This is a genomic window from Lactobacillus selangorensis (genome assembly GCF_001437205.1).
Taxonomy (GTDB): Bacteria; Bacillota; Bacilli; order Lactobacillales; family Lactobacillaceae; genus Paralactobacillus; species Paralactobacillus selangorensis.
In genome coordinates this window covers 1-21,200 of sequence record NZ_JQAZ01000012.1, presented here as the reverse complement: position 1 = coordinate 21,200, position 21,200 = coordinate 1, and the positions used below count along the sequence as shown (strand labels likewise).

General features: G+C 45.0%; 14 protein-coding genes, 20 tRNA genes, 1 pseudogene and 1 CRISPR repeat array. Of the genes and pseudogenes, 31 read left to right on the top strand and 4 right to left on the bottom strand.

Going from position 1 to position 21,200, the window contains the following annotated elements; translation table 11 throughout:
* Nucleotides 1-26: 26 nt before the first annotated feature.
* The 26 genes and pseudogenes from IV40_RS10355 to IV40_RS10225 all read left to right on the top strand — a co-directional run bounded on the left by IV40_RS10355 (nt 27) and on the right by IV40_RS10225 (nt 9,102).
* A tRNA-Pro gene (locus tag IV40_RS10355) sits at nt 27-100 on the top strand.
* A gap of 40 nt (nt 101-140) precedes the next feature.
* A tRNA-Met gene (locus tag IV40_RS10350) sits at nt 141-214 on the top strand.
* A 13-nt stretch (nt 215-227) separates the two neighbouring features.
* Nucleotides 228-301, top strand: a tRNA-Ile gene (locus IV40_RS10345).
* A 32-nt stretch (nt 302-333) separates the two neighbouring features.
* A tRNA-Met gene (locus IV40_RS10340) sits at nt 334-407 on the top strand.
* A 7-nt stretch (nt 408-414) separates the two neighbouring features.
* A tRNA-Asp gene (locus tag IV40_RS10335) sits at nt 415-488 on the top strand.
* A gap of 11 nt (nt 489-499) precedes the next feature.
* Nucleotides 500-572, top strand: a tRNA-Phe gene (locus IV40_RS10330).
* Between the two features lie 16 nt (nt 573-588).
* Nucleotides 589-659 (top strand) — tRNA-Gly (locus tag IV40_RS10325).
* 28 nt (nt 660-687) lie between these two features.
* Nucleotides 688-761, top strand: a tRNA-Ile gene (locus IV40_RS10320).
* A 20-nt stretch (nt 762-781) separates the two neighbouring features.
* Nucleotides 782-869, top strand: a tRNA-Ser gene (locus tag IV40_RS10315).
* 5 nt (nt 870-874) lie between these two features.
* Nucleotides 875-946 (top strand) — tRNA-Glu (locus tag IV40_RS10310).
* Between the two features lie 13 nt (nt 947-959).
* Nucleotides 960-1,047, top strand: a tRNA-Ser gene (locus tag IV40_RS10305).
* Nucleotides 1,048-1,068: 21 nt separating this feature from the next.
* Nucleotides 1,069-1,142, top strand: a tRNA-Met gene (locus IV40_RS10300).
* Nucleotides 1,143-1,148: 6 nt separating this feature from the next.
* Nucleotides 1,149-1,222: transfer RNA gene (locus IV40_RS10295), tRNA-Asp, on the top strand.
* An 18-nt stretch (nt 1,223-1,240) separates the two neighbouring features.
* Nucleotides 1,241-1,313: transfer RNA gene (locus IV40_RS10290), tRNA-Phe, on the top strand.
* Between the two features lie 5 nt (nt 1,314-1,318).
* Nucleotides 1,319-1,399 (top strand) — tRNA-Tyr (locus IV40_RS10285).
* A 10-nt stretch (nt 1,400-1,409) separates the two neighbouring features.
* Nucleotides 1,410-1,480 (top strand) — tRNA-Trp (locus IV40_RS10280).
* Nucleotides 1,481-1,494: 14 nt separating this feature from the next.
* A tRNA-His gene (locus IV40_RS10275) sits at nt 1,495-1,567 on the top strand.
* Between the two features lie 7 nt (nt 1,568-1,574).
* Nucleotides 1,575-1,646: transfer RNA gene (locus IV40_RS10270), tRNA-Gln, on the top strand.
* Nucleotides 1,647-1,683: 37 nt separating this feature from the next.
* Nucleotides 1,684-1,754: transfer RNA gene (locus IV40_RS10265), tRNA-Cys, on the top strand.
* Nucleotides 1,755-1,814: 60 nt separating this feature from the next.
* Nucleotides 1,815-1,899 (top strand) — tRNA-Leu (locus tag IV40_RS10260).
* 656 nt (nt 1,900-2,555) lie between these two features.
* Nucleotides 2,556-2,810 (top strand): type II toxin-antitoxin system HicB family antitoxin, encoded by a 255-nt coding sequence (locus IV40_RS10250; protein WP_082617817.1) that lies wholly within the window; start codon nt 2,556-2,558, stop codon nt 2,808-2,810.
* 377 nt (nt 2,811-3,187) lie between these two features.
* Entirely contained in the window at nt 3,188-3,823 is a 636-nt protein-coding gene (locus IV40_RS10245) for an SDR family oxidoreductase (RefSeq protein WP_057771270.1), read from the top strand.
* 150 nt (nt 3,824-3,973) lie between these two features.
* Nucleotides 3,974-4,690, top strand: a complete 717-nt coding sequence (locus IV40_RS10240) for a response regulator transcription factor (RefSeq protein WP_057771268.1) — start codon at nt 3,974-3,976, stop codon at nt 4,688-4,690.
* Nucleotides 4,687-6,175, top strand: a pseudogene (locus IV40_RS10235) (ATP-binding protein). The gene IV40_RS10240 and the pseudogene IV40_RS10235 overlap by 4 nt, the downstream one beginning before the upstream one ends.
* Nucleotides 6,176-6,354: 179 nt before the next feature.
* Complete coding sequence (treR, locus tag IV40_RS10230) at nt 6,355-7,074, top strand: trehalose operon repressor (RefSeq protein ID WP_057771265.1); 720 nt, start codon at nt 6,355-6,357, stop codon at nt 7,072-7,074.
* A gap of 33 nt (nt 7,075-7,107) precedes the next feature.
* Nucleotides 7,108-9,102: a PTS sugar transporter subunit IIABC gene (locus IV40_RS10225; RefSeq protein ID WP_057771263.1), complete on the top strand. Its 1,995-nt coding sequence runs from the start codon at nt 7,108-7,110 to the stop codon at nt 9,100-9,102.
* Between the two features lie 135 nt (nt 9,103-9,237).
* Here the strand turns inward: IV40_RS10225 and IV40_RS10220 are convergent, their stop codons facing one another.
* From IV40_RS10220 to IV40_RS10210, 3 genes are all read right to left on the bottom strand, one after another.
* Nucleotides 9,238-9,864 carry a P-loop NTPase family protein gene (locus IV40_RS10220; protein ID WP_057771261.1) on the bottom strand — a complete coding sequence of 209 codons (627 nt, stop codon included), beginning with the start codon at nt 9,862-9,864 and terminating at the stop codon, nt 9,238-9,240.
* A gap of 4 nt (nt 9,865-9,868) precedes the next feature.
* Entirely contained in the window at nt 9,869-10,630 is a 762-nt protein-coding gene (locus IV40_RS10215) for an FtsX-like permease family protein (protein WP_057771259.1), read from the bottom strand.
* Between the two features lie 178 nt (nt 10,631-10,808).
* Entirely contained in the window at nt 10,809-13,001 is a 2,193-nt protein-coding gene (locus IV40_RS10210; RefSeq protein ID WP_057771257.1) for an LTA synthase family protein, read from the bottom strand.
* A gap of 225 nt (nt 13,002-13,226) precedes the next feature.
* On the opposite strand from IV40_RS10210, the gene IV40_RS10205 reads away from it, so the two are divergent.
* Nucleotides 13,227-13,841: a VanZ family protein gene (locus IV40_RS10205; RefSeq protein WP_057771255.1), complete on the top strand. Its 615-nt coding sequence runs from the start codon at nt 13,227-13,229 to the stop codon at nt 13,839-13,841.
* Between the two features lie 118 nt (nt 13,842-13,959).
* Here the strand turns inward: IV40_RS10205 and IV40_RS10200 are convergent, their stop codons facing one another.
* A complete protein-coding gene (locus IV40_RS10200) occupies nt 13,960-15,012 on the bottom strand; it encodes a tagatose 1,6-diphosphate aldolase (protein WP_057771253.1) in 1,053 nt (350 codons plus the stop codon).
* A gap of 407 nt (nt 15,013-15,419) precedes the next feature.
* Between IV40_RS10200 and IV40_RS10195 the strand changes: the two genes are divergently transcribed.
* The 4 genes from IV40_RS10195 (at nt 15,420) to IV40_RS10180 (ending at nt 20,452) form a co-directional block, all read left to right on the top strand.
* Nucleotides 15,420-16,295 carry a GRP family sugar transporter gene (locus IV40_RS10195; RefSeq protein WP_057771251.1) on the top strand — a complete coding sequence of 292 codons (876 nt, stop codon included), beginning with the start codon at nt 15,420-15,422 and terminating at the stop codon, nt 16,293-16,295.
* A gap of 103 nt (nt 16,296-16,398) precedes the next feature.
* Nucleotides 16,399-18,165, top strand: coding sequence for an N-6 DNA methylase family protein (locus IV40_RS10190; protein ID WP_057771249.1), 1,767 nt, complete (start codon nt 16,399-16,401; stop codon nt 18,163-18,165).
* Nucleotides 18,149-18,904 carry a hypothetical protein gene (locus tag IV40_RS10185; RefSeq protein WP_057771246.1) on the top strand — a complete coding sequence of 252 codons (756 nt, stop codon included), beginning with the start codon at nt 18,149-18,151 and terminating at the stop codon, nt 18,902-18,904. Before IV40_RS10190 ends, IV40_RS10185 begins: the two co-directional genes overlap by 17 nt.
* A gap of 177 nt (nt 18,905-19,081) precedes the next feature.
* Nucleotides 19,082-20,452, top strand: coding sequence for a glucose-6-phosphate isomerase (locus IV40_RS10180; protein WP_057771244.1), 1,371 nt, complete (start codon nt 19,082-19,084; stop codon nt 20,450-20,452).
* 268 nt (nt 20,453-20,720) lie between these two features.
* Nucleotides 20,721-21,142: a CRISPR direct-repeat array (repeat unit 29 nt; unit sequence GTTTTTATTTAAACAATATGGAATGTAAA).
* Nucleotides 21,143-21,200: the final 58 nt, after the last annotated feature.

Here is a 21,200-nt window from a genome sequence, read left to right as displayed (position 1 = left end):
GTTCGACTCCTACTGGGTGCATTTATCGGGAAATAGCTCAGCTTGGTAGAGCACCTGGTTTGGGACCAGGGGGTCGCAGGTTCGAATCCTGTTTTCCCGATTGAGATTTTGAATCTCATTTTTAACTAAATATGTATTATCGCGGTGTAGCTCAGCTGGCTAGAGCGTCCGGTTCATACCCGGGAGGTCGAGGGTTCGATCCCCCCCGCCGCGATACACTTGTGCTTGGACCTTTAGCTCAGTTGGTTAGAGCAGACGGCTCATAACCGTCGGGTCGTAGGTTCGAGCCCTACAAGGTCCATCGGTGGTGGACATTAAAATTTATATTGTTATCGCGGGGTGGAGCAGTCTGGTAGCTCGTTGGGCTCATAACCCAAAGGTCGTTGGTTCAAATCCAGCCCCCGCAATTACAATGGTCCTATGGTGTAGTTGGTTATCACGCCTGCCTGTCACGCAGGAGATCACCGGTTCAAGTCCGGTTAGGACCGTTAACACTAATGGCTCGGTAGCTCAGTCGGTAGAGCAAGGGATTGAAGCTCCCTGTGTCGGCAGTTCGATTCTGTCCCGCGCCATTACATTTGCAAATATGCGGGTGTAGTTTAGTGGTAAAACGACAGCCTTCCAAGCTGTAGTCGCGAGTCCGATTCTCGTCACCCGCTTTTGTAACAGTTTATTATGTGTTATTATGGGCCTATAGCTCAGTTGGTTAGAGCGCACGCCTGATAAGCGTGAGGTCGGTGGTTCAAGTCCACCTAGGCCCATTGCTTTACCTTATCAATATGGAGACTTACTCAAGTGGCTGAAGAGGCGCCCCTGCTAAGGGTGTAGACGGGCTATACCGTGCGAGAGTTCGAATCTCTCAGTCTCCGTTTGTGGCCCGATGGTCAAGTGGTTAAGACACTGCCCTTTCACGGCGGTAACATGGGTTCAAATCCCGTTCGGGTCATTTAATCAACCATGGAGAATTACCCAAGTGGCTGAAGGGGGCGGTCTTGAAAACCGCTAGGTGAGTAAAATCACGCGTGGGTTCGAATCCCACATTCTCCTTTGACAATTTAATAATATTATCGCGGGGTGGAGCAGTCTGGTAGCTCGTTGGGCTCATAACCCAAAGGTCGTTGGTTCAAATCCGGCCCCCGCAATTGAATGGTCCTATGGTGTAGTTGGTTATCACGCCTGCCTGTCACGCAGGAGATCACCGGTTCAAGTCCGGTTAGGACCGTTTGTAACAAATGGCAATGGCTCGGTAGCTCAGTTGGTAGAGCAATGGATTGAAGCTCCATGTGTCGGCAGTTCGATTCTGTCCCGCGCCATTTATGGAGGAGTAGCGAAGAGGCTAAACGCGGCGGACTGTAAATCCGCTCCTTCGGGTTCATAGGTTCGAATCCTATCTCCTCCATTTATTTTATAGGGATATAGTTCAATGGTAGAATGTCGGTCTCCAAAACCGCAGATGTGGGTTCAACTCCTACTATCCCTGCTTTTATTGATATGGCGGATTTGGCGAAGTGGTTAACGCACCGGATTGTGGCTCCGGCACGCGTGGGTTCGATTCCCACAATCCGCCCTTTTATTGGGATATAGCCAAGTGGTAAGGCAAAGGACTTTGACTCCTTTATGCGCTGGTTCGAATCCAGCTATCCCAATTCAATTTAATTGTGAACAGGATTTGATCCTATTTATGGCGGTATAGCCAAGTGGTAAGGCAGAGGTCTGCAAAACCTTAATCACCGGTTCAAATCCGGTTACCGCCTTTGAGTGTTTTTCATCAAAGGCACTTCACAGATAAACTGATAATTATATTTGGCGATTATGCCGCTGTGGCGGAATTGGCAGACGCGCTGGACTCAAAATCCAGTTCCCGTTGAGGGAGTATCGGTTCGACCCCGATCAGCGGTATCATATAGCATTTTCTTAGGGAAATGTGTAAACGTAAGTGAACGAGAATGCTGTTATATCGGCATTCTCGTTTTTTTGTACACGCGAATAAACGATAGTAAATTGATACTTTACTAACCACTACTAACCACTTTGCTATTTTGGCCCGTTTTAGGCTGTTTTTGGTTAGTAAAAGTTTTTTTGAAACGCCTGTATCCATTGTCCCACATGGTGTACAGCAGTTGCGTTTGGTTAGTAACTTCATAAAACTTTCACCGCCTTTGCTGTTTCAGACTTCTTAAGCCGATTTCACATATGCATATGGATTGTCGATATTATCGTGTCCGAATCGAACGGAAACATATTTCAGCTCGACACCTTTAGCCAGAAGGTAACTGTCATGTGTGTGACGCAGACCATAATTTGGTTTGGGTGGCCGATTGTTTTAAATGTTCAAAAACATCTTTGAATCTTCTATGAGTGTTGTTAAATCAGCTTTTGAAAAAGAGTTTATTTTGGGGCTATTTTTCAACAATTTTTGAGAATTCCACAACTTTTTGCATTGATTTTGCATTGTCATTGGTTCCGGATTTGAAACGCGGTCAAAATTTTTTTAAAAAGAGGATGAAAATGTCATTCAAAAGTGAAACGGAAAATTTGGCATTTTCAAACAAACGATGAATACATTCGTATATCCAGTTATTATCAGTGAGTTTAATGATGATGGCCATTACTATACTGTGACTTCACCTAATATTCCAGGGATGGTGACACAGGGAGATACCTTTTCAGATGCCGTTTATTGGGCAAAAGATGTGATTATCACGATGCTTGCAGACAGTGATATTTATCCAAAGGGACAGGATCCTAGCGACTGGAAATTAAATGACAATGATCGTTTAGTGTATATAACGGTGAATAAGACCATTTGAATAATGGTGATAAAAATAATCTGGGTGGAGAAGCATGTGATTCGTTTTTCACCTGAATGTTTTTAAAGGCTTGCCCCCTAAAAATTCTGTAGCTGAAGAGATGTCTTACTTATTTAAGAATCCCTTATCAGTTCGAGTATTTTTTATCCATTGAAATGACTTCATCGTATGAATCGACACTAGTTGAGGTTGATAATATCGAAGTAGTTGTCTATTGTAAGCGTGCCTTTAGTTTAGTGAAAAGCAGCGGTTCTACCACTGGATTTCCTCCTGAAATGGCACTGATTCTTTATCAAAATCCACTTTCAAAAAGTAAACAAAACGTGTATACTGACGTTAATCACTTCGTTATTTAGCATTTTTGAGGAGGCATTTAGATGAAAATTTTCGTAATTGGTGCAAGCGGCCGTGTCGGGCAGGCATTAGTAGCGCAGTTGGTGCAGGCAGGACATGATGTTTTGGCTGGTTCACGGCATCCTCAGGCAACGGATCAGGTTCATGTCACCAATGTTGTCTTAGATCTCCATGCTTCAGTTTCTGAGCTGGCCAAGCAGATTGGTCAAGTCGATGCGATTTACTTTGTGGCGGGTTCAAGAGGAAAAGATCTCTTACAGACGGATGCTTTCGGGGCTGTAAAGGCGATGCAGGCGGCACAGCAAAATGGCATTCAGCGGTTCATTATGCTGAGCTCCTTATTTGCGTTGCAGCCCGACCGTTGGGATACGCCGGGGATTGCCGATATTCAGGATTACAATGTTGCCAAATTCTTTGCCGACCACTGGTTAGTGGCCGACAGTAAGCTAAATTATACGATTATCCAGCCAGGCACATTGACGACTGATGCACCAACTGGTAAGATTGCGGTCAATGTTGAAGAAGGTGGCGCTAATCCGATTGCGGATGTGACGGCTGTCCTCGTTGCCGTATTACAGCGGCCGAATACGTATCATCAGGTTATTCTGATGCACAGTGGCGATTTACCGATTGAAACGGCGCTGAATGAAATTAAATAGTTTCTCAAAAACGACTCGGTTGGGGGTCGTTTTTTTAACGTTTTTGTGGTACGGTTAGCTGAAAAGTGAATTTTGAAAATACCGCGTCCTTAAGGTAGTTTTAAACAAAATACCGTATAATAAATGGGAAGGAGTGGAGATGTAAACCCAATGAAAATTTTAATGATTGAAGATAATAAATCTGTCTCTGAAATGATGAGTATGTTCTTCCAGAAGGAGAATTGGGATGCCCACTTTGCTTATGACGGAAATGAAGCGTTAGAGATGTTTAATAGTGATCCCGATAGCTGGGATATCATCACCTTGGACTTGAATCTGACCGGGATTGATGGAATGGAAGTTGCCAAACAAATTCGGAAAGTATCCTCGACAGTGGCCTTGATTATGCTGACAGCCCGTGATTCCGAAAGCGATCAAGTTTTGGGACTTGAATTAGGGGCCGATGATTATGTGACGAAGCCGTTTAGCCCGATTACACTGATTGCCCGGATGAAGGCTTTGCATCGGCGGGCTGAATTGGAAGAACCAGAAACGCAGCAGGACAATGGCGACTTTGATGTGGTCACGCCGCACTTTAAGCTGAGTACGAAAACGCGTGAGGCTTATTTAGATGGCAAAGCGATTGAAGGATTGACACCGAAGGAATTTGCGTTGCTGAAGACGTTGGCGCAAAATCCGAAGCAGGTCTTTTCACGGGAACAATTGCTCGAACAGGTCTGGGATTATCAATACTATGGTGGTGAACGGACCGTTGATGCCCACATTAAAAAACTGCGTCAGAAGATTGAAAAGGTCGGCCCACAGATTATCCAAACAGTGTGGGGGGTCGGCTACAAATTCGATGATTCGAGTGTGACGGCTCAATGAAACTGATTTATCGGTATATGCTGGCATTTTTTGGTGTCATTGTAGTGGCACTGGCGATTGTCAGCTTTTCTTTTATCCAATACACATCACGGATGGTCTATAACAACACATGGACACAGCTGGAAGGCTATGCAGATATCTTGCAGAAACGGGCCTTCAGTACGGCCAAAGTATCTGGCGGCGAACCGGCGATTACCTATGAGTTTATTCAGAACAGCGAAGACATTCTCAGCAAACAGAATGTGCACTTTTCGTTTTTCAATGCCAAAAACCAGCAGATCTATCCGCAGACGGATGCCAATACAAATTTACCGGCCGCTTCTTGGAAAAAACTGAAAAAAGGACAGGTATTACGTTTGCCGATGCTGCAACGGTCTCGGGAGCGAAATGCGGCTGATCGGAAGCCGCAGACAGTCATTCTGAAACCTGTTTTTTACAATAATAAGTTACTATTTGTGATTTTGGTCGGTGCGAATGTCGAAAATGTCCAAGCCAACATCCAGCAAATCGAACACAACCTTGTGATTGCCCTGATTATTTCGGTAATCGTGGCAATTATCCTGAGCTACATTCTGGCGCGTTATCAAACCCGCCGGATTGATAAATTGCGTAGTGCGGCGCATCAAGTCGCTCAGGGTGACTTCGATGTTGCTGTTCCGCAAAAAGAGGGCGGCGATGAAATTGACGATTTGGCCGCCGATTTTAATGAAATGACTCAATCGTTGGGCGACCAGCGGGACGAAATCAAGCGCCAGGAAGAACGGCGCAAGCAGTTTATGGCCGATGCGGCCCATGAAATGAGGACGCCATTGACGACTATTAACGGTTTGCTGGAAGGATTGGCCTATGATGCCATTCCAGAAGACATGCGGGGTAAGAGCATCGAACTGATGCGCAACGAAACGAATCGTTTGATCCGGCTTGTCAATGAAAATCTGGATTATGAAAAGATTCGGACCAATCAGATTCCGCTGCATGAGAAGACGTTTAATGCGACTGAAGCCGTGCGCAATATCTTTTGTACAGCTGAAGAATAAAGCGAAAGCACAGAACGATACGATGACACTGCAAGCCGATGCGGATGTACCGGTGTATGCTGATTACGACCGGTTTGTGCAGATTCTCTTCAACATTTTGCAGAATGCGTTGCAGTTTACTCAAAATGGTCAGATTACGGCTACGATTGAACGTGGCTATCAGGAAACCAAATTCGCAGTTGCTGACAACGGAATCGGGATGACCGAAGACCAGGTCAAAAATATTTGGGACCGCTATTACAAAGCTGATCCATCACGTAAGAATACCAAGTATGGCGAATCTGGGTTAGGCCTTGCGATCGTTCACCAGCTGGTTCAGCAGCATGGCGGCACGATCGATGTCCAGAGTCAGGAAGGCCAAGGGACAACCTTTACCTTGACGTTCCCAGACAAGGCGGAAGAAACAGCGTCTGATGATCGGAAGCAATCGGAAGCGACAGACGAATAGTTCGAATTAGCTGCAAGCCCGCTACATGAATTGTGTAGCGGGCTTTTTTTGATAGAATCATGTCTAGACAGGTTTAAAAAAACTTATTCTTGTGGGAAAGCTTTTGCCTTGACACTTGTCTAGACATGTTTTACAATGACTTCTGTAAGTGCTTAATAAAATGCAAAGAAGGTGACATCTTGCAAAGCAAAGCACCCATGATTCATGCCGACTTGCTCAGCAAAATCAACAATGATGTGTATCAGATCGGTGATTTTCTGCCGAGTGAGAACCGGCTCGCCCAGCTGTACGGTGTTTCACGCGAGACCATCCGGAAGGTCTTGAATGAATTAACAATCAGCGGGCTGATCCAGAAGCTCAAGGGAAAGGGCTCAATGGTCATCGGAACACAGCGAAGTGATTTACCAGCGTCAAAATTGATGAGTTACGCTGAAATTTCACAAAAGGCCGATTTAGCTGTTCAGACCAGGCTGCTGGAACGGCGGGATGCTGCTTTACCTGATTTTGTGTTTGACAGCTTGAATACCGATTTTCGGCAGGCCCCAGTGACCTATTTATGCCGGCTGCGTTATTTAGATGAGCGTCCTGTGATCATTGATCGCAATTATGTTTTAAAATCAGTGTGTCCGGACGTGCCAGCTGGTGAAGCCGAAAAATCATTATTTCATTATTTTGAACACGACTGCCATTTGCAGATTGCCTATGCAAAACGGCAAATCACGGTTGAAACGGCCACTAAAGAAGATCAGCAATTGTTAAATTTACATTCACAGGATGTGGTCGTGGTTATTCGTGGGGTAACTAGTTTGACGGATGCACGTGTGATTGAATTCAACGAATCACGACATCGTGCCGATCAGTTTCGATTTGTCGATTTTGCTAGACGCGAACGGAATTAGAAACATTGGAAACATTTGAAGGAGGGATATCCAATGGCTAAGACAGCAACTTTGTATGCACCCATTACGGGGAAAGCAATTGATATCACGGAAGTCGCCGATCCGACCTTCGCAAAAAAGATGATTGGGGACGGTTTTGGGATTCAACCGACGGATACGAAGGTGGTCGCACCAGTCACAGGGAGTGTTGAACTGGTTGCCGGCACGAAGCATGCAATCGGCTTCCGGACCGATGACGGGATGGAAGTACTGGTCCATCTTGGGATCGATACCGTCGAGATGAATGGTGCGCCGTTTACGATTTCCATTAAGGAAGGCGATGCCGTTACAGAAGGACAGCCGATCGGAACGATGGACATCGACATGATCAAAAAGGCTGGTAAAAGTACCGACGTCATGACTGTCATTACCAACACCAAAGATGTCGTCGATAAATTGGAGGCCAAACAAGGCGATGTGACAGCTGGAGAGGCTGTTGCCACGGTTACTTTGAAAGATGCGATGGCAGCCGCCACTGATGAAAAAGTCAGCACCAAACCCAAGAAGGGTGAGGGCAAGTACGACGAATTAGCTAAACAAATCGTCAAAGATGTCGGCGGTCCTGAAAATGTGTCGAGTGTCATTCACTGTATCACCCGTGTTCGTTTTTATTTGAAGGATGATAATAAAGCAAACGATGATGCCATCAAGAATCTCGATGGCGTCATCGATGTTGCTAAAGCCGGCGGTCAGTATCAGGTCGTAATCGGACCAGGGGTCGCAGATGTTTATGATGCCGTTGTCAAACAATTAGGGCCTGGTTTCGGCGATCAGTCGCAGCAAGCCGCTGCACCAAAACGGAAGGCGCCAAAGGGCTTCTTCCCGAAGATTGGGTTTTACTTAAGTTCACTGATTGGGGTCATCACCGCTTCAATGATGCCGATTATCGGTTTGTTGGCTGCCGCCGGGATTTTGAAAGGATTCCTGTCATTGGCAACTTCGTTCAAGTGGATCTCAGCCACGAGTACCACGTATACGATTATCAATGCGATGGGGGACGCAACCTTCTACTTCCTGCCGATTCTCGTTGGCTTCACAGCTGCTAAACGGCTTGGGGCGAATCAGATCATCGTTGCCGTTATTGGTGGTGTGTTAGCTTATCCAACAATCATCAAGTTGTCAGCAACTACCGGCAATATTGTCTTTGGGGTCGGCATGAATGCCACTTTCTTCGGTATTCCGCTCCATGTTGCGAGTTACACGTATTCAATCTTTCCAATGATTGCGGCCGCTTGGATGGCCAGTGTCTTGGAACCATGGCTTAAGAAACACATTTCTGCTTCTGTCAGCATGATTGTCAACCCGCTGCTTGAAGTCTTCTTAGTTTCCGCAGCCGTTTTGATTATTGTCGGACCAGTCATCAGTTTGATCAGTGCCGGAATTGCCGATGGCTTAGTTGCCGTCTACAAAGCAAGTCCAGCCATCTCCGGTTTGATCATCGGCGGGTTCTACCAGTGCTTGGTTATCTTCGGATTGCACTGGGCCGTTATTCCGATTGTTGCCAGTCAGATCGCTACAACCGGCCACAGTATGATCAATGCGATTATTTCTGCGACAATGGTTGCTCAGTCTGGTGCCGTTTTGGCCGTCTTCTTCAAGACGCATGACCAGAAACTCAAGCAATTAGCCGGTGCATCAACCTTGTCCGCCTTCTCAGGCATTACTGAACCTGCGATGTACGGGATCAACTTGAAGTACGGCAAGTGCTTCGTCACAGCCAGCATCGGCGGTGCCGTTGGTGGTTTCTTAACTGGTTTGCTCCATGTCAATATGTGGGGCTTCGCTGGTTCGTTCATCGGGTTTGCATCCTTTATCAATCCAAAGGGGCTCGACAGCAGCTTCTGGGGCTTCTGGATTGCATCCTTATCTGCCTTAGCCGTTTCCTTCGTTTTGACCTGGATGTTTGGCTTCAACGAATCCAAAGCCGGCAACAGCCACAAAGGGGTTAAGAAAGTTCGCCTTGGCAGCCGTGAACCAGCCATTAAATAGACAAACAACGTTTAATAACAGCAGTTTAGTCGGAATTTAACGGTGAATCCAGGTTTTTGGATTCAGGGGAAAGTTCACTAAATAAAGTTGTTTGAAACGTATTTAAAAAATAGCCACAAGAAAAGGCAGCGGATTTTATTCCGATGCCTTTTTGAGTGTGCCGATTGGATTTGTCAACGGCTTTGGTTTAGGTTGGTAAAAAGGAATGGTGCGAAAACTGGTTGCTGGATTGCCATCAATCAATTCACGGTTGGTAGTTAAGAGAACCATGGTCACGCCTAATTGTTGCGTCATTTCACGGAACAGCGTCAGCGATTCACGAATGTGCGCCACCGATTCACCATCCAGCAGGTTGTCCATAATCAGCAGTTTCCGACGGGCAATCAAGTTTCGGTATAATTGGACGTAGAAACGCTGCTGACGGGTTAAATCACGTCCCATGGTGCTTAGAAAGCGTTCATCCGTGAGCGGATCATAAGGACGGATGCGAAACTTCTGCTGATGCTCATTTTTGAAGGAATCTTCCCAAAAAATATTGTCACGGGCCGACAGATACGGCAGAACGAGATCGAGTTCTTGAGAGATGAAACCCAATGGATGCGTTGTTTTATTTTGTTCATCATGGAGCCGGTCGAAATAATATTGAAATGTTGCAGTGGCCGTTTCTTGGTCGGGTGTGTAGATGAAATATAAGGTGGCTTGATCGAACAGATGCTGAAATTCAAGCATGAATGAGGAAGCCTGTTTTGGTTTAAAAAGCATTCGCTCAACCTCGTTTCTGAATAGAGTGCTGCCAGATACGGCTGGCCAGCCATGCTGAGCACCAGCTGGCTGCGGCAATAAAGAGGCCGCCCAGTCCGCCGTAAGTCGCTAGCAGAGATGGAAATTGGAAAAATTGATCCGGATCTTGTCCAGGACCGAATAATAAAGTGTTGCCGTTAAAGGGTGTTAAACGGGCCTGGAAAATTTCACGAAGCAGGCGGTTAAAATTTGTTCGGGAAATATTGATTTGATTTAGTGCCTGCATAAAGGCCTGCTGGTTGAGATTTTGAAACATTGAAAGTAATGATTTTGAAAATAAGAGAGTCAGTAGGAAGAAAAAGATGAACGCAAGGACGAAAGTCAGCAGGGTTTCCCCCATAAACTGGCGGCCGATAAAAGCGTTGCTCTTGCCCGCAAAGCGATAGATGCGGAATTCCTTACGACGCGAACGGAGATAGATCGCAATAAAAAGCAGAAAAACGAGGGCACAAATGCCGATGAAAAGCAGCAATCCGAATTCATAATGCTGAATCAGCTGCCGATGCACTTTCTGCATTGGTCCAAGCAGCTGTACTGCATGCTGATGGGTCTGTGTCGGCAGCTGGTAGAACCGGCTGTCAAGCTGATTTAATGATTGTCGTTCCAGTACGATCATCGTACTCAGATACAACGTGCCGCTCAGGAAGAGGAAACTCCACAAAACAATTCCTAACGCAAATTTACGGTGGTAGAGAAGACTCGCCACAGCTCGTTCCAAAAAACGCACACCTTTTCACCTCTTTAATAATGAGTATAGAGCCCATTTTTGAACAAAATGTGAATTTATTAGCAAATATTCAGGAAAGACGTCTGAAAAAATAAAGTCGTGTCATATCAGCAATCTGTTTGCATTTAAGCAGGCAGATTGCACCAAAAAAGACCCGTTTTGCAACGGATCTATTTCATCAATTATTATTATTATCCGTGGTCGAAGAACTGCTGCTGGAGCTGCTTAGAATCGAGCTGCTGTTATCAGCATCATCGGTTTCGCTGCTGCTTGGGACGGTGGTAATGTCACTCTTTTTATCGCCTTGCAGTTCGGCCGCATCTGTCTTGTACAGCTTGGTCGTCGACTTGTTGCCATTCTTTGAATACAAACTCGTCGACTTGTTGCCCAGACTCTTCCGGAGTTGTACCAGTTTCTGATACCCATCCTGATAGTTATAATCGCTTGGATTGACTGGCTTGAAACCGGCCGGCGTGTAGAAGCGCAGCAGATTCTTGTTGTTGACCGTATCGGACAGCGACAGTTCCTTATCGACCTTCTTCTGATCTTTGTCGAGCGTCGCCTGTGTCATCTTGTCCGGCGTGATTGCCTTGCCAGTTGCATTGTCATAGACAGTGTCGCCTAGAACAGTGTACTTCGGGGTAACGAAGTTGTTATTTCGGAAGGCAACGACCTGATCATGTTGTTTGGATAAAAGGTCGGTTCCGAAATGGATGTAGTTCGAATCGTCAATGCCAAGCAAGTGCATTAAGGTCGGCAGAGCGTCAATCTCACCGCCGTACTGGTTCTGAATGCCGCCCTTGAGGCCTTTCATGTGAATCATGTAAGGAACACGCTGCAGCTGGGCATTATCGAAGTTGGTCCATGTATCCGGATCTTTGCCTAATAATGGGGCCAAGGTTGTGTTTTCAGAGTTTGATAATCCATAGTGATCGCCATAGAGAATGATAATCGAATTATCATACAAGCCGGAAGCTTTCAGATAATTGAAGAATTCATGGACGGCTTGATCGAGATAATGTGCCGTCTGGAAGTAGCCGTTGATGGCCGAATCACTCGTACCGACGTTCGGAAAGGTACTATCCGTCTTTGTCAATGGGAACGGATAATGGTTGGTAACAGTGATAAATTTGGCATAGAAGGGCTGCTGCAATTGTTCGAGGTATTTCGTCGACTCGGCAAACAGCAGTTTATCCTTCAGGCCATATTCCAAAGTCGTGCCTTGCGAAGTATCGAAGTAGCTGGAATCGAAGAAGTACTGGTAGCCTAAGTTCTTGTAGACATTATTCCGATTCCAGAAGGTGCCGATATTGCCATGGAAGACGGCACTGGAATAACCAGCGGTCTGATTGAGAATGGCCGGTGCGCCTTGGAAGGTGTTGTCCGAACCAAGGGATGAGAAGACAGAGCCTTGCGGCAAACCATAAACACCGGTTTCAAGCATATTTTCAGCATCACTGGTCTTCCCTTGACCGACTTGATGGAAGAAATTCGAAAAGGCCAAGGTATTCTTGCTGTGGTAGAGACTGTTCAAGAACGGCGTCACTTCTTGGCCGTCGACTTTGTCATCGATCAAGAACTGCTGGAAACTTTCCAGATGGATGATGATGACGTTTTTGCCTTTCGCAACGCCATAATACTTGGGATTGGCGGCAGCATGGTGCTGTTTGACGAAACTAAGGACATTATCCATATCGGAACTATTCGCTTGGGCGCGTACCTGACTGTTGCGGGCCGTTTTAATCGCATCATAAGCCGTAAAGGCGTCGATTCCCAAATATTTGACGATATAGTTGCGGTCGAACGTCCGAGTCAGCAGCTGCGGCCGGTTCATTTCACTGACCGACAGGTTGATCCCAAACAGTGCGACTGACAATGAGGTCAGACTGAACGCCTTTAAATTGGAGTAAGGGCGTGTATCGACTTTAATATTCTTATGGAACAGTAAAAACAGCAGAACGGGAATATCGAGCCAGTAGATAATATCGTGCGGCAGGAATAAGGATAGGGTACTTTTTCCGAGTCCGGCTGAAACTTTGTCATAGCCCATGATGGTATTGATCGTCAGAAAATCGGTAAACTGGCGATAATAGATCACGTTAAAGTACAAGAGGGCCGTATTGGCGGTGAAAATCAGCAGCAGGGTGATGTACGAGACCCAGGGCCGCTTGATGTACATTGCAAAGCTCAATAAAAAAAGCGTGGTCGCGATCGGATTGATCCATAAAATGACCCATTGCAGCGGATCGGACACACCAAGTGTGAAGTCCAGATAGTAGGCAATGATCGTTTTGATGCAGAACAGGATCACCAGCAGAATCAAAAAGCCGGTCCGACTTTGAGGCAAGCGCATGCCTTTCAGACGTTTCATAAATAGCTTCCTTTCACCGGATGAACGGTGTTTTCGAAATTTAGAATTCATTCTAATCCATTCTATTCTACCGCGCCCCTTGATGTTGCGCAAATACTGGCCAAGGGGTTTAACGCTTCCTTAAGAAAAGAGACAGCCGTTAATAAACCATTAAGAAAATAGTAAATAGTCGTTAATCAGGCGAATTATTTGCTATGATAGACAGGAAGAAAGCAGGGGCTGCCAATGATCTTTTTAAATCCACTTTATCAACAAGTCGCACAGACATATGCGACCCGGATCAATCATTTTCCATTGATTCGACTTATTTTTTATAGTCTTGATAAGACGCTATTCTATTTTTTGGTGTACTGTGTCCTGCGGGGCTTGTGGTGGATCATACGTGGCCGCCAAAAACACGCTTTTTCCTTTAAACATGAACTGCTTTTAGCCGTTTTTGTCATCTACTTACTGCTGCTTTTTACGCTCACTGTCTTTCGGGGAATTTATTTTCCATGGCAGATCGATTGGAGCCAGCATCAGCAGCTCTGGCAGATCAATACCATTCCCTTAAGAGAAACACTGAAATTATGGCAGGGCAAATCCAAACTCGATTTCTTCTATAATTTATTCGGCAATATTGTCTGGTTCGTTCCGTTTGGGTTTCTTTTCCCACGTCTTAAGCAGGACAAACGGCGGGGCGCCATTCAGACTATTTTTCTGGGCGCTTGTTTATCATTGTCGATCGAAACACTGCAATTTTTCATCAATACTGGTGTAGCGGATGTTGACGATTTGATTTTCAATACGATCGGAGCTGCCGTCGGGTATTGGCTGTATCGAAAATTTTCTAAAAAATAGCATCACCGTGATAAAAGGTACTTTACCAATAAAACGAGATCTGACGAACGTCGGGTCTCGTTTTATTTTGACGTCAAAAAAAGCCCCTCAAACGAGGGACTTTTCAATGACATGTTAATTAGTCTGTCATGACTTGCTTGTCAAAGACTTCGATGTTGTCAGCACCGCCGTAAACGTCTTCCCAAGGAGTTGCATACTTGTCAAGGATGTTGTTGAGTTCTTCAACGTTTTCCTTGCCTTGTGTATCCAACCAGTTGATCAAACCATCACGGCCCTTGTCAGCATATACTTGGACACCGTCTAACCATGTTGCACGGCCGCCTAAGATACCTGAGAAGTGGTTGCCTGACTTGCCGGCGAAGATCAATTCATCACGGAATTCTTCAGCCGGAACACCAGCTGAGAGATAGATGAATGGACGATCAACCACGTCGTTTACGCTTGCGAAGATTTTAGCAGCTTCGTCTTGGCTGTAAACTGGTTTAACGCCGTCTTTAGCATATCCTTCAACCATGGCGAAGTTAACTGGAACTTCAGCCTTGATGACATCGATATGATAGTTAGGCTTGTTGAAGTCTTTCATGGCGTTGATAACCAATTCAGGCTTTTCCTTTGCATATTCGGCGCTCTTTACATCCGGAATACTGTCATCGTAAGTAACGATTTCAACGAACAACGGAATATCAGCTGCTAAGCCTTCATCACCGATGCGTTCCAAGAAGGCATGCTTGATGTCATTGATTTCGTCAGGATCGTTAGGGTTGTAGTAAACCAAAACTTTAGCAGCATCGGCACCCTTAGCGAGTAAGCGTTGCATGCTTTCGTTTTGCAGCAATTCTGGGTAACGGCCCTTGGTGTTGACATCGTAGCCAGTCTTTTCGTAGGAAAGAATCAAACCGGCACTCGGATCCTTAGCTTTCATAGCTTTGAAGCCAAGTTCTTCATCGGTTAAGATGGCGGAAACATACTTGGTCAATTCTTGAGAAACGAGTTCCTTGAATTCATAAACCTGTTCAATGTTGTATTCCTTGCCAGCTTTTTCATCAGCAGCCTTCATGATCTTCTTCATAGAACCACGTTGGTCGATCGCTAAAGCAGCAATAACACCTTTGTCATTTGATAATTGATTTAATTTATCAAATTTACCACGTGAGATGCGTTTTTTTGCCATGTGAAAATCCCTCCAATGAGTTTTTCAATATACAAACACATTGTAATCGTCTTCTTTTTTTTTAGCAAGTTTTTGAAAACATCTTTTTGACCACTTGATTTGCTCAAATTTTGCAAAAAATTTAGCGTCCTTAAATTGGCATAGACCGTGACCTGATCGCCTTTTTCATTGACGCCGACAAAAAAACTAAAAAAAACGGTTGCATACTCAATTCTTTTTCTGATAGAATAGCTTATCACGTGTTAACTTATTTCGTTATTCCGCTGATAAATGAAAGCACTACCGGCATAATAGGGCTTTTTATTTTCGGAAAGGAACTTTATTTTTTAGACGTTCCATGAATGCGCTTTAATGAAAAAATAACAGTTGACCCAGTATTACTTTATAGAGAGAAAAGAGAGGAAGACATGAGTATTTTAATTGCCTTGATTCCTGCGATCGCTTGGGGATCAATCGGGCTTGTCAGCGGGAAATTAGGCGGCAATGCCTATCAGCAAACATTAGGGATGACGATCGGCGCCTTGATCTTCGGGTTCGGGACTTATTTCGTTTTACATCCGACTTTAAACACAGTTACTTGGATTATCGGAATTTTATCTGGTTTGTTCTGGGCGTTGGGCCAGAGCCAGCAATTCCAAGCGATGAAAAATATGGGGGTTTCCCGAGCCGTTCCAATGTCGACGGGGATGCAGCTGGTTGGGAACACCTTGGCCGGTGCCATTTTATTTCATGAATGGACTTCTGGGCGCGACTATACATTAGGGACCATTGCATTGCTCGTCTTAGTTTTGGGCGCAACATTGACTTCTCGTGAAGATCCACATAAGAAAAATTACCAGACGGCCGAAAATGATGTCCGCAAGGGGATCAGTGCTTTGCTGATTTCGACGTTAGGCTACGTGCTGTATACGATTGTCGTGGACTTCGGCCAGCATAAATACGGGATTTCAACGGTCGATTTTGTTTTGCCGCAGTCGATTGGAATGATTATTGGGGCGGCAGGCTTTGCTTATGGACATGAAGCCTACACCAGCAAGTTCACCTTTAAGAATATCGTCACAGGGTTATTCTGGGGCGTCGGGAACGTTGCCATGCTGATGTCTATTCCGAAAGTGGGCTTAGCTACCAGTTACTCGCTCTCACAGATGGGAATCATTATTTCCACACTCGGTTCCATTTACTTATTAGGTGAAAAGAAAACCAAACGGGAAATGGTGTACGTCGTCAGCGGCTGTTTGTTAGTCATTGCCGGCGGGGTCCTGTTAGGAATCATGAAAGCATAACTACCTATATAAACTATCACGGTACCGTTCAAAACGGCGCCGTTTTTTTTGAATTGTATTTATCATTAATATTGCTTATATTAACAATAAAGAAGGTGAATAAATGACAGCCAAACGAATCATTTCGAAGGCCACGCAGCAGAACTGGAAACGGCTCGGGAAAAATGGACATCAGCTGACGAAGCGCGCCAATAAAACAGAATCGACGCTGAAAAATATTCCTAAGAAGTATTTGCGGCAGGCAGAGAGTGCTGAACGAATCACGGCGCTTCTGGATTGGGGCCAGCAGCATGAACCAGATTTTGACACGTTTATCTTGAAATTGGCCTTGCATGCGGTCTTGGCAGCCCAGCAAATTACACCTGAGCATCAGGCCCGCTTTAAACAAGCTGTTGGTGTAAATGATACCTTGCCAGCTGAGGCATTATTTGATTTTATGCCGGAAGAACCCGATTTATTGGGTGCTTTGTATCAGACGGGCCGGACAGAAGGAACTCGTAATAAAAATGGGCTGTACTACACGCCGGCTTTTGTGACGGACAAAGTGGTACAGCGGTTAGCACCTAATCAAACGGAGACTTATTTAGATCCGGCATGCGGCTCGGGGGCGTTTTTAGTACCGCTTGCACAAGCAGGGGTGCCGCTGGACCATCTGTACGGAACGGATACAGACCGGATTGCAGTCTTGCTGTGTATTGCCAACTTGTTATTACGGGTCCCGAATGCAGCAACTTATCCCCACATCTATGTGGCCGATTTTCTGACTGGTGCCGGCCTGGAAAAACTACCATTGCAGTTCGGCCATGTGCTTGGCAATCCGCCTTGGGGAGCTAAAAAATTTGCGGTCAATCGGCAAAAGTCGTTTTTAGCGCCGAAAGCCGATTCATTTGCCTATTTTCTTGAATTTGGCTTGCAAAAGGTCGTTGCCGGCGGAACGCTGACGTTTATGCTGCCGATTTCCTTTTTGAATGTGGCTAGCCACGCCGATATTCGGCGTTTGGTACTGACACAGACGACGATTGAACAGATTGTCCTGCTCGACCATTTATTTACGGGTGTTTTTTCCGATGTGATTTGTCTGCATCTCAAACAGCAAATGCCGGCAGAACACCAGATTCAGTTTCGAAAACAAACCAAAGTGATTGCGACCCAACAAGCCGACTTTTTACAGGCGACGCATTACAATCTGCTGCCGCAGACAGACTTTGATCAGCAGATTATCACCAAACTGCGGTACAAGGGTCATTTGACCTTACAAAACAGTCAATGGGGCTTGGGCATCGTTACCGGCAACAATAAAAAATATGTTCTGGCGACTGCGACGACGGATTCGGAACCGTTAATCACCGGCAAAGAGCTGCGGCCGTATCGGCTTGCACCGTTGACCAAGGCAATCGTTTACCATCGCGATGCCTTTCAGCAAGTGGCGCCGGATACTTTATATCGGGCATCGGAAAAATTATTGTACAAGTTTATCAGCAGTCGGCTGACGTTTTCTTATGATGATCAGGGCCGGCTGCCGCTGAATAGTGCCAATGTGTTGATTCCGGATGTACCGACACATAGTGTGAAAACGGTGCTTGCTTGTTTGAATGGGGCGCCGCTAAATTATGTCTATCAACTAAAGTTTGCGAGCCCGAAAATTTTGAAGGGTGACCTGCAGGCATTGTGGTTGCCGGAATTGGATGCGGCGGAACGGGCTAGACTGGAAAAACTTGTAGCAGCGTTATTGGCAACGGCGCCGAACTCATTGGCCGAGAAACAAGCTCAGGCGGATATTGATGCCGAATGGTTTCGTTTTTATGAATTGACCGAGCCAGAAATCAACCGGATTAAAGGAGTGCTGGATAAAGATGCATTTGAAGGATGAATTGGAAAAGTTGGTCGCCCAAACAAACGACCAGCAGGCACAACAGTTGTTTCAAGATTTAGCAAATCAGAAATTTAAAGGAGTGCCGCCGTTTGCGAAGGGCAGTGATTTACTGGCCTACCTGCTTAGTCATGATGAGTTGACGTATGAGAGCTATCAGCAGCTTGAGCAGCAGTATTCAACCGAAAATGAAAATTTAAAGTATTTTCTGCTGGGCCCCCGCAGTTTTGGCGAGGAACTAATCGATCCCCGTCTGATTGCGAAAGACAGTCGCTTTGAATCGGCCCATGATTCGGCTGATCCAGAAGCGAACGGGTCGTTCGACGCGTTTATCAAAACAGACGCTGTAAAGATCAAAGTCGAGATTAAGGCGACTCGAGCCGCTTTTTCCAAACAGGGCAAGCAGGATTTGTCGACGATCGTCACGCGAGCAATGTATTTAGGGGATGAAACCAGCGGCCGCAAATTTGATTGGAACTTTCAGCAGATTAAACCGGCTATGGCCGATGTTTTCATATTAGTGGGAACATTTGTCGACGGCTTCAAGTACTGGGTCTTCAACAGTCAGGAAATTGCCAATCATGATCTGGGGTTTTCAAAGGGTCAGCATCGGGGCAATGTCGGCGAAGGACAGCTGCATTTTAATTTGAAGAATATTCATGCTTTAGAACCGTTTCTCGTTTCTGAAAATCAGCTTGTTTCGGCGGCGATTGCGAAGTATCAGCAGCTATCGAAATAAGTGCGCACTGCGGCTTTTTACACCGATGAGTGCCTCTTTTACCAGTGCTTAACGTTGCTTTATTTAAATGTTATCGGTCACAAATGAAAATTCTTTTAAAACGATTGCATTTTTTGCGAAAACCGACTAAAGTTAAATTGTGTGTTAGTGTAAATTAAATGGGAGGAAGTATTATAAATGGCACAGATTTCATTTGATTCATCCAGTCTTAAGATGTTCGTTCATAAGAATGAACTCGGCGAGATGCAAGCCATGGTCACAGCTGCAGATCAAGAAGTTCGTCAGGGAACAGGTGCAGGTGCTGATTTCCGTGGTTTCTTGAACTTACCACGTGACTACGATAAAAACGAATTTGCACGGATCAAGAAGGCCGCCGCAAAAATCCAAGGCAACTCAGAAGTATTCGTTGCAATTGGGATTGGCGGTTCTTACTTGGGTGCACGTGCAGCCATCGATTTTCTCAGCAGTACTTTCTATAATATGGCCCCAGATCGTAAAGTTCCGCAGATTTTCTTTGCTGGGAACTCCATCAGCGGTTCATACTTGCATGATTTAGTTGAACAGATCGGCGATAAAGATTTCTCGATCAACATCATTTCCAAGTCAGGGACAACAACTGAACCTTCAATTGCTTTCCGTGTCCTCAAGGAAAAGCTGATTAAGAAGTATGGCAAGGAAGGCGCACGCGAACGTATCTTCGCTACAACTGACCGTGCTAAGGGCGCTTTGAAGTCCGAAGCCGATGCTGAAGGTTACGAAGAATTTGTCATTCCCGATGATGTCGGTGGTCGTTTCTCCGTCTTGACAGCTGTTGGTTTGTTGCCAATTGCCGTTGCCGGTGGGGATGTCGATCAATTGATGAAGGGTGCCGAAGATGCCCGTGTTCAATACAGTTCAGACAAGTTGAATGAAAACGAAGCTTATCAATATGCTGCGTTGCGCAACATTTTGTACCGTAAAGGCTACACAACCGAATTACTTGAAAACTACGAACCAACCTTACAATACTTCTCAGAATGGTGGAAGCAATTGATGGGTGAATCCGAAGGTAAGGATCAGAAGGGTATCTACCCATCATCCGCAAACTTCACCACAGATTTGCACTCATTAGGCCAATACATTCAGGAAGGCCGTCGCAACTTGTTCGAAACCGTTGTGAAGGTTGAAAAGCCAAATCATGATGTCACAATTCCGTCCGAATCTGACAACTTGGATGGCCTCGAATACTTGCAGGGCAAGACCATGAATTATGTCAACGACAAAGCTTACCAAGGCGTTGTCATTGCCCATAACGATGGTGGTGTTCCTGTCATGACTGTTAAGATTCCTGATCAATCTGCCTACACATTAGGCTACATGATTTACTTCTTCGAAGCAGCCGTTGCTGTATCTGGTTACTTGAATGGCATCAATCCATTCAACCAGCCAGGTGTTGAAGCTTACAAGAAGAACATGTTTGCTTTGTTAGGCCGTCCTGGTTATGAAGAATTAACCAACAAGTTGAACGAACGCCTTTCAAAAGAAGACCACGAAAACTTAAAAGCTTAATTTAAAGAACCCAATGAAAGGACCCTCCGGTTGCGGAGGGTCCTTTTTTATGGGGTTGAATTTGGTTTTAATTCGGTATGGAAAGATTAGGAACTGTCGATCGGTAATGCAGTTAAAACAACAGGAAATCGACAGATAGCTTTAAGACTGCCAGATCAATATTAGTGTGTTTTGACATCTATTTTGGTTAAGAAAGCGCTGCTTAAATTTTGCGATCGACAATTATTAGTGATTAAAGTCTGATATAATAGGGGATATTAAAGGTGCAGTTTTTATTTAAACAATATGGAATGTAAATATCTATACAGCAATTGCCGGAGCGGACGGAGAAATGTTTTTATTTAAACAATATGGAATGTAAAATAACTCTTGCAGAGCTTTCTCGGCACTACGATAGGGTTTTTATTTAAACAATATGGAATGTAAATTCTGTCACAGTTTGGGGCGACGGGGGAACCGATCTGGTTTTTATTTAAACAATATGGAATGTAAATCAAGCATTGATTCTTCATCATCTGAAAGCAAGAAAGTTTTTATTTAAACAATATGGAATGTAAATCCTACTAAGTCGAGAACATAATCGAATTTCATTCTGTTTTTATTTAAACAATATGGAATGTAAATAAAGTAATCTCTGGAATTGGGACCGCGTTTAAAACGCGTTTTTATTTAAACAATATGGAATGTAAATATGAAAGTTGATAAAACAGCAATCAAGAAGCTGATTCGTTTTTATTTAAACAATATG

Coding starts and splice junctions, on each gene's coding strand:
- IV40_RS10250 (WP_082617817.1), top strand. CDS start 2,556: ATGAATACATTCGTATATCCAGTTATTATCAGTGAGTTTAATGATGAT.
- IV40_RS10245 (WP_057771270.1), top strand. CDS start 3,188: ATGAAAATTTTCGTAATTGGTGCAAGCGGCCGTGTCGGGCAGGCATTA.
- IV40_RS10240 (WP_057771268.1), top strand. CDS start 3,974: ATGAAAATTTTAATGATTGAAGATAATAAATCTGTCTCTGAAATGATG.
- IV40_RS10225 (WP_057771263.1), top strand. CDS start 7,108: ATGGCTAAGACAGCAACTTTGTATGCACCCATTACGGGGAAAGCAATT.
- IV40_RS10220 (WP_057771261.1), bottom strand. CDS start 9,864: ATGCTTTTTAAACCAAAACAGGCTTCCTCATTCATGCTTGAATTTCAG.
- IV40_RS10210 (WP_057771257.1), bottom strand. CDS start 13,001: ATGAAACGTCTGAAAGGCATGCGCTTGCCTCAAAGTCGGACCGGCTTT.
- IV40_RS10205 (WP_057771255.1), top strand. CDS start 13,227: ATGATCTTTTTAAATCCACTTTATCAACAAGTCGCACAGACATATGCG.
- IV40_RS10200 (WP_057771253.1), bottom strand. CDS start 15,012: ATGGCAAAAAAACGCATCTCACGTGGTAAATTTGATAAATTAAATCAA.
- IV40_RS10195 (WP_057771251.1), top strand. CDS start 15,420: ATGAGTATTTTAATTGCCTTGATTCCTGCGATCGCTTGGGGATCAATC.
- IV40_RS10190 (WP_057771249.1), top strand. CDS start 16,399: ATGACAGCCAAACGAATCATTTCGAAGGCCACGCAGCAGAACTGGAAA.
- IV40_RS10185 (WP_057771246.1), top strand. CDS start 18,149: ATGCATTTGAAGGATGAATTGGAAAAGTTGGTCGCCCAAACAAACGAC.
- IV40_RS10180 (WP_057771244.1), top strand. CDS start 19,082: ATGGCACAGATTTCATTTGATTCATCCAGTCTTAAGATGTTCGTTCAT.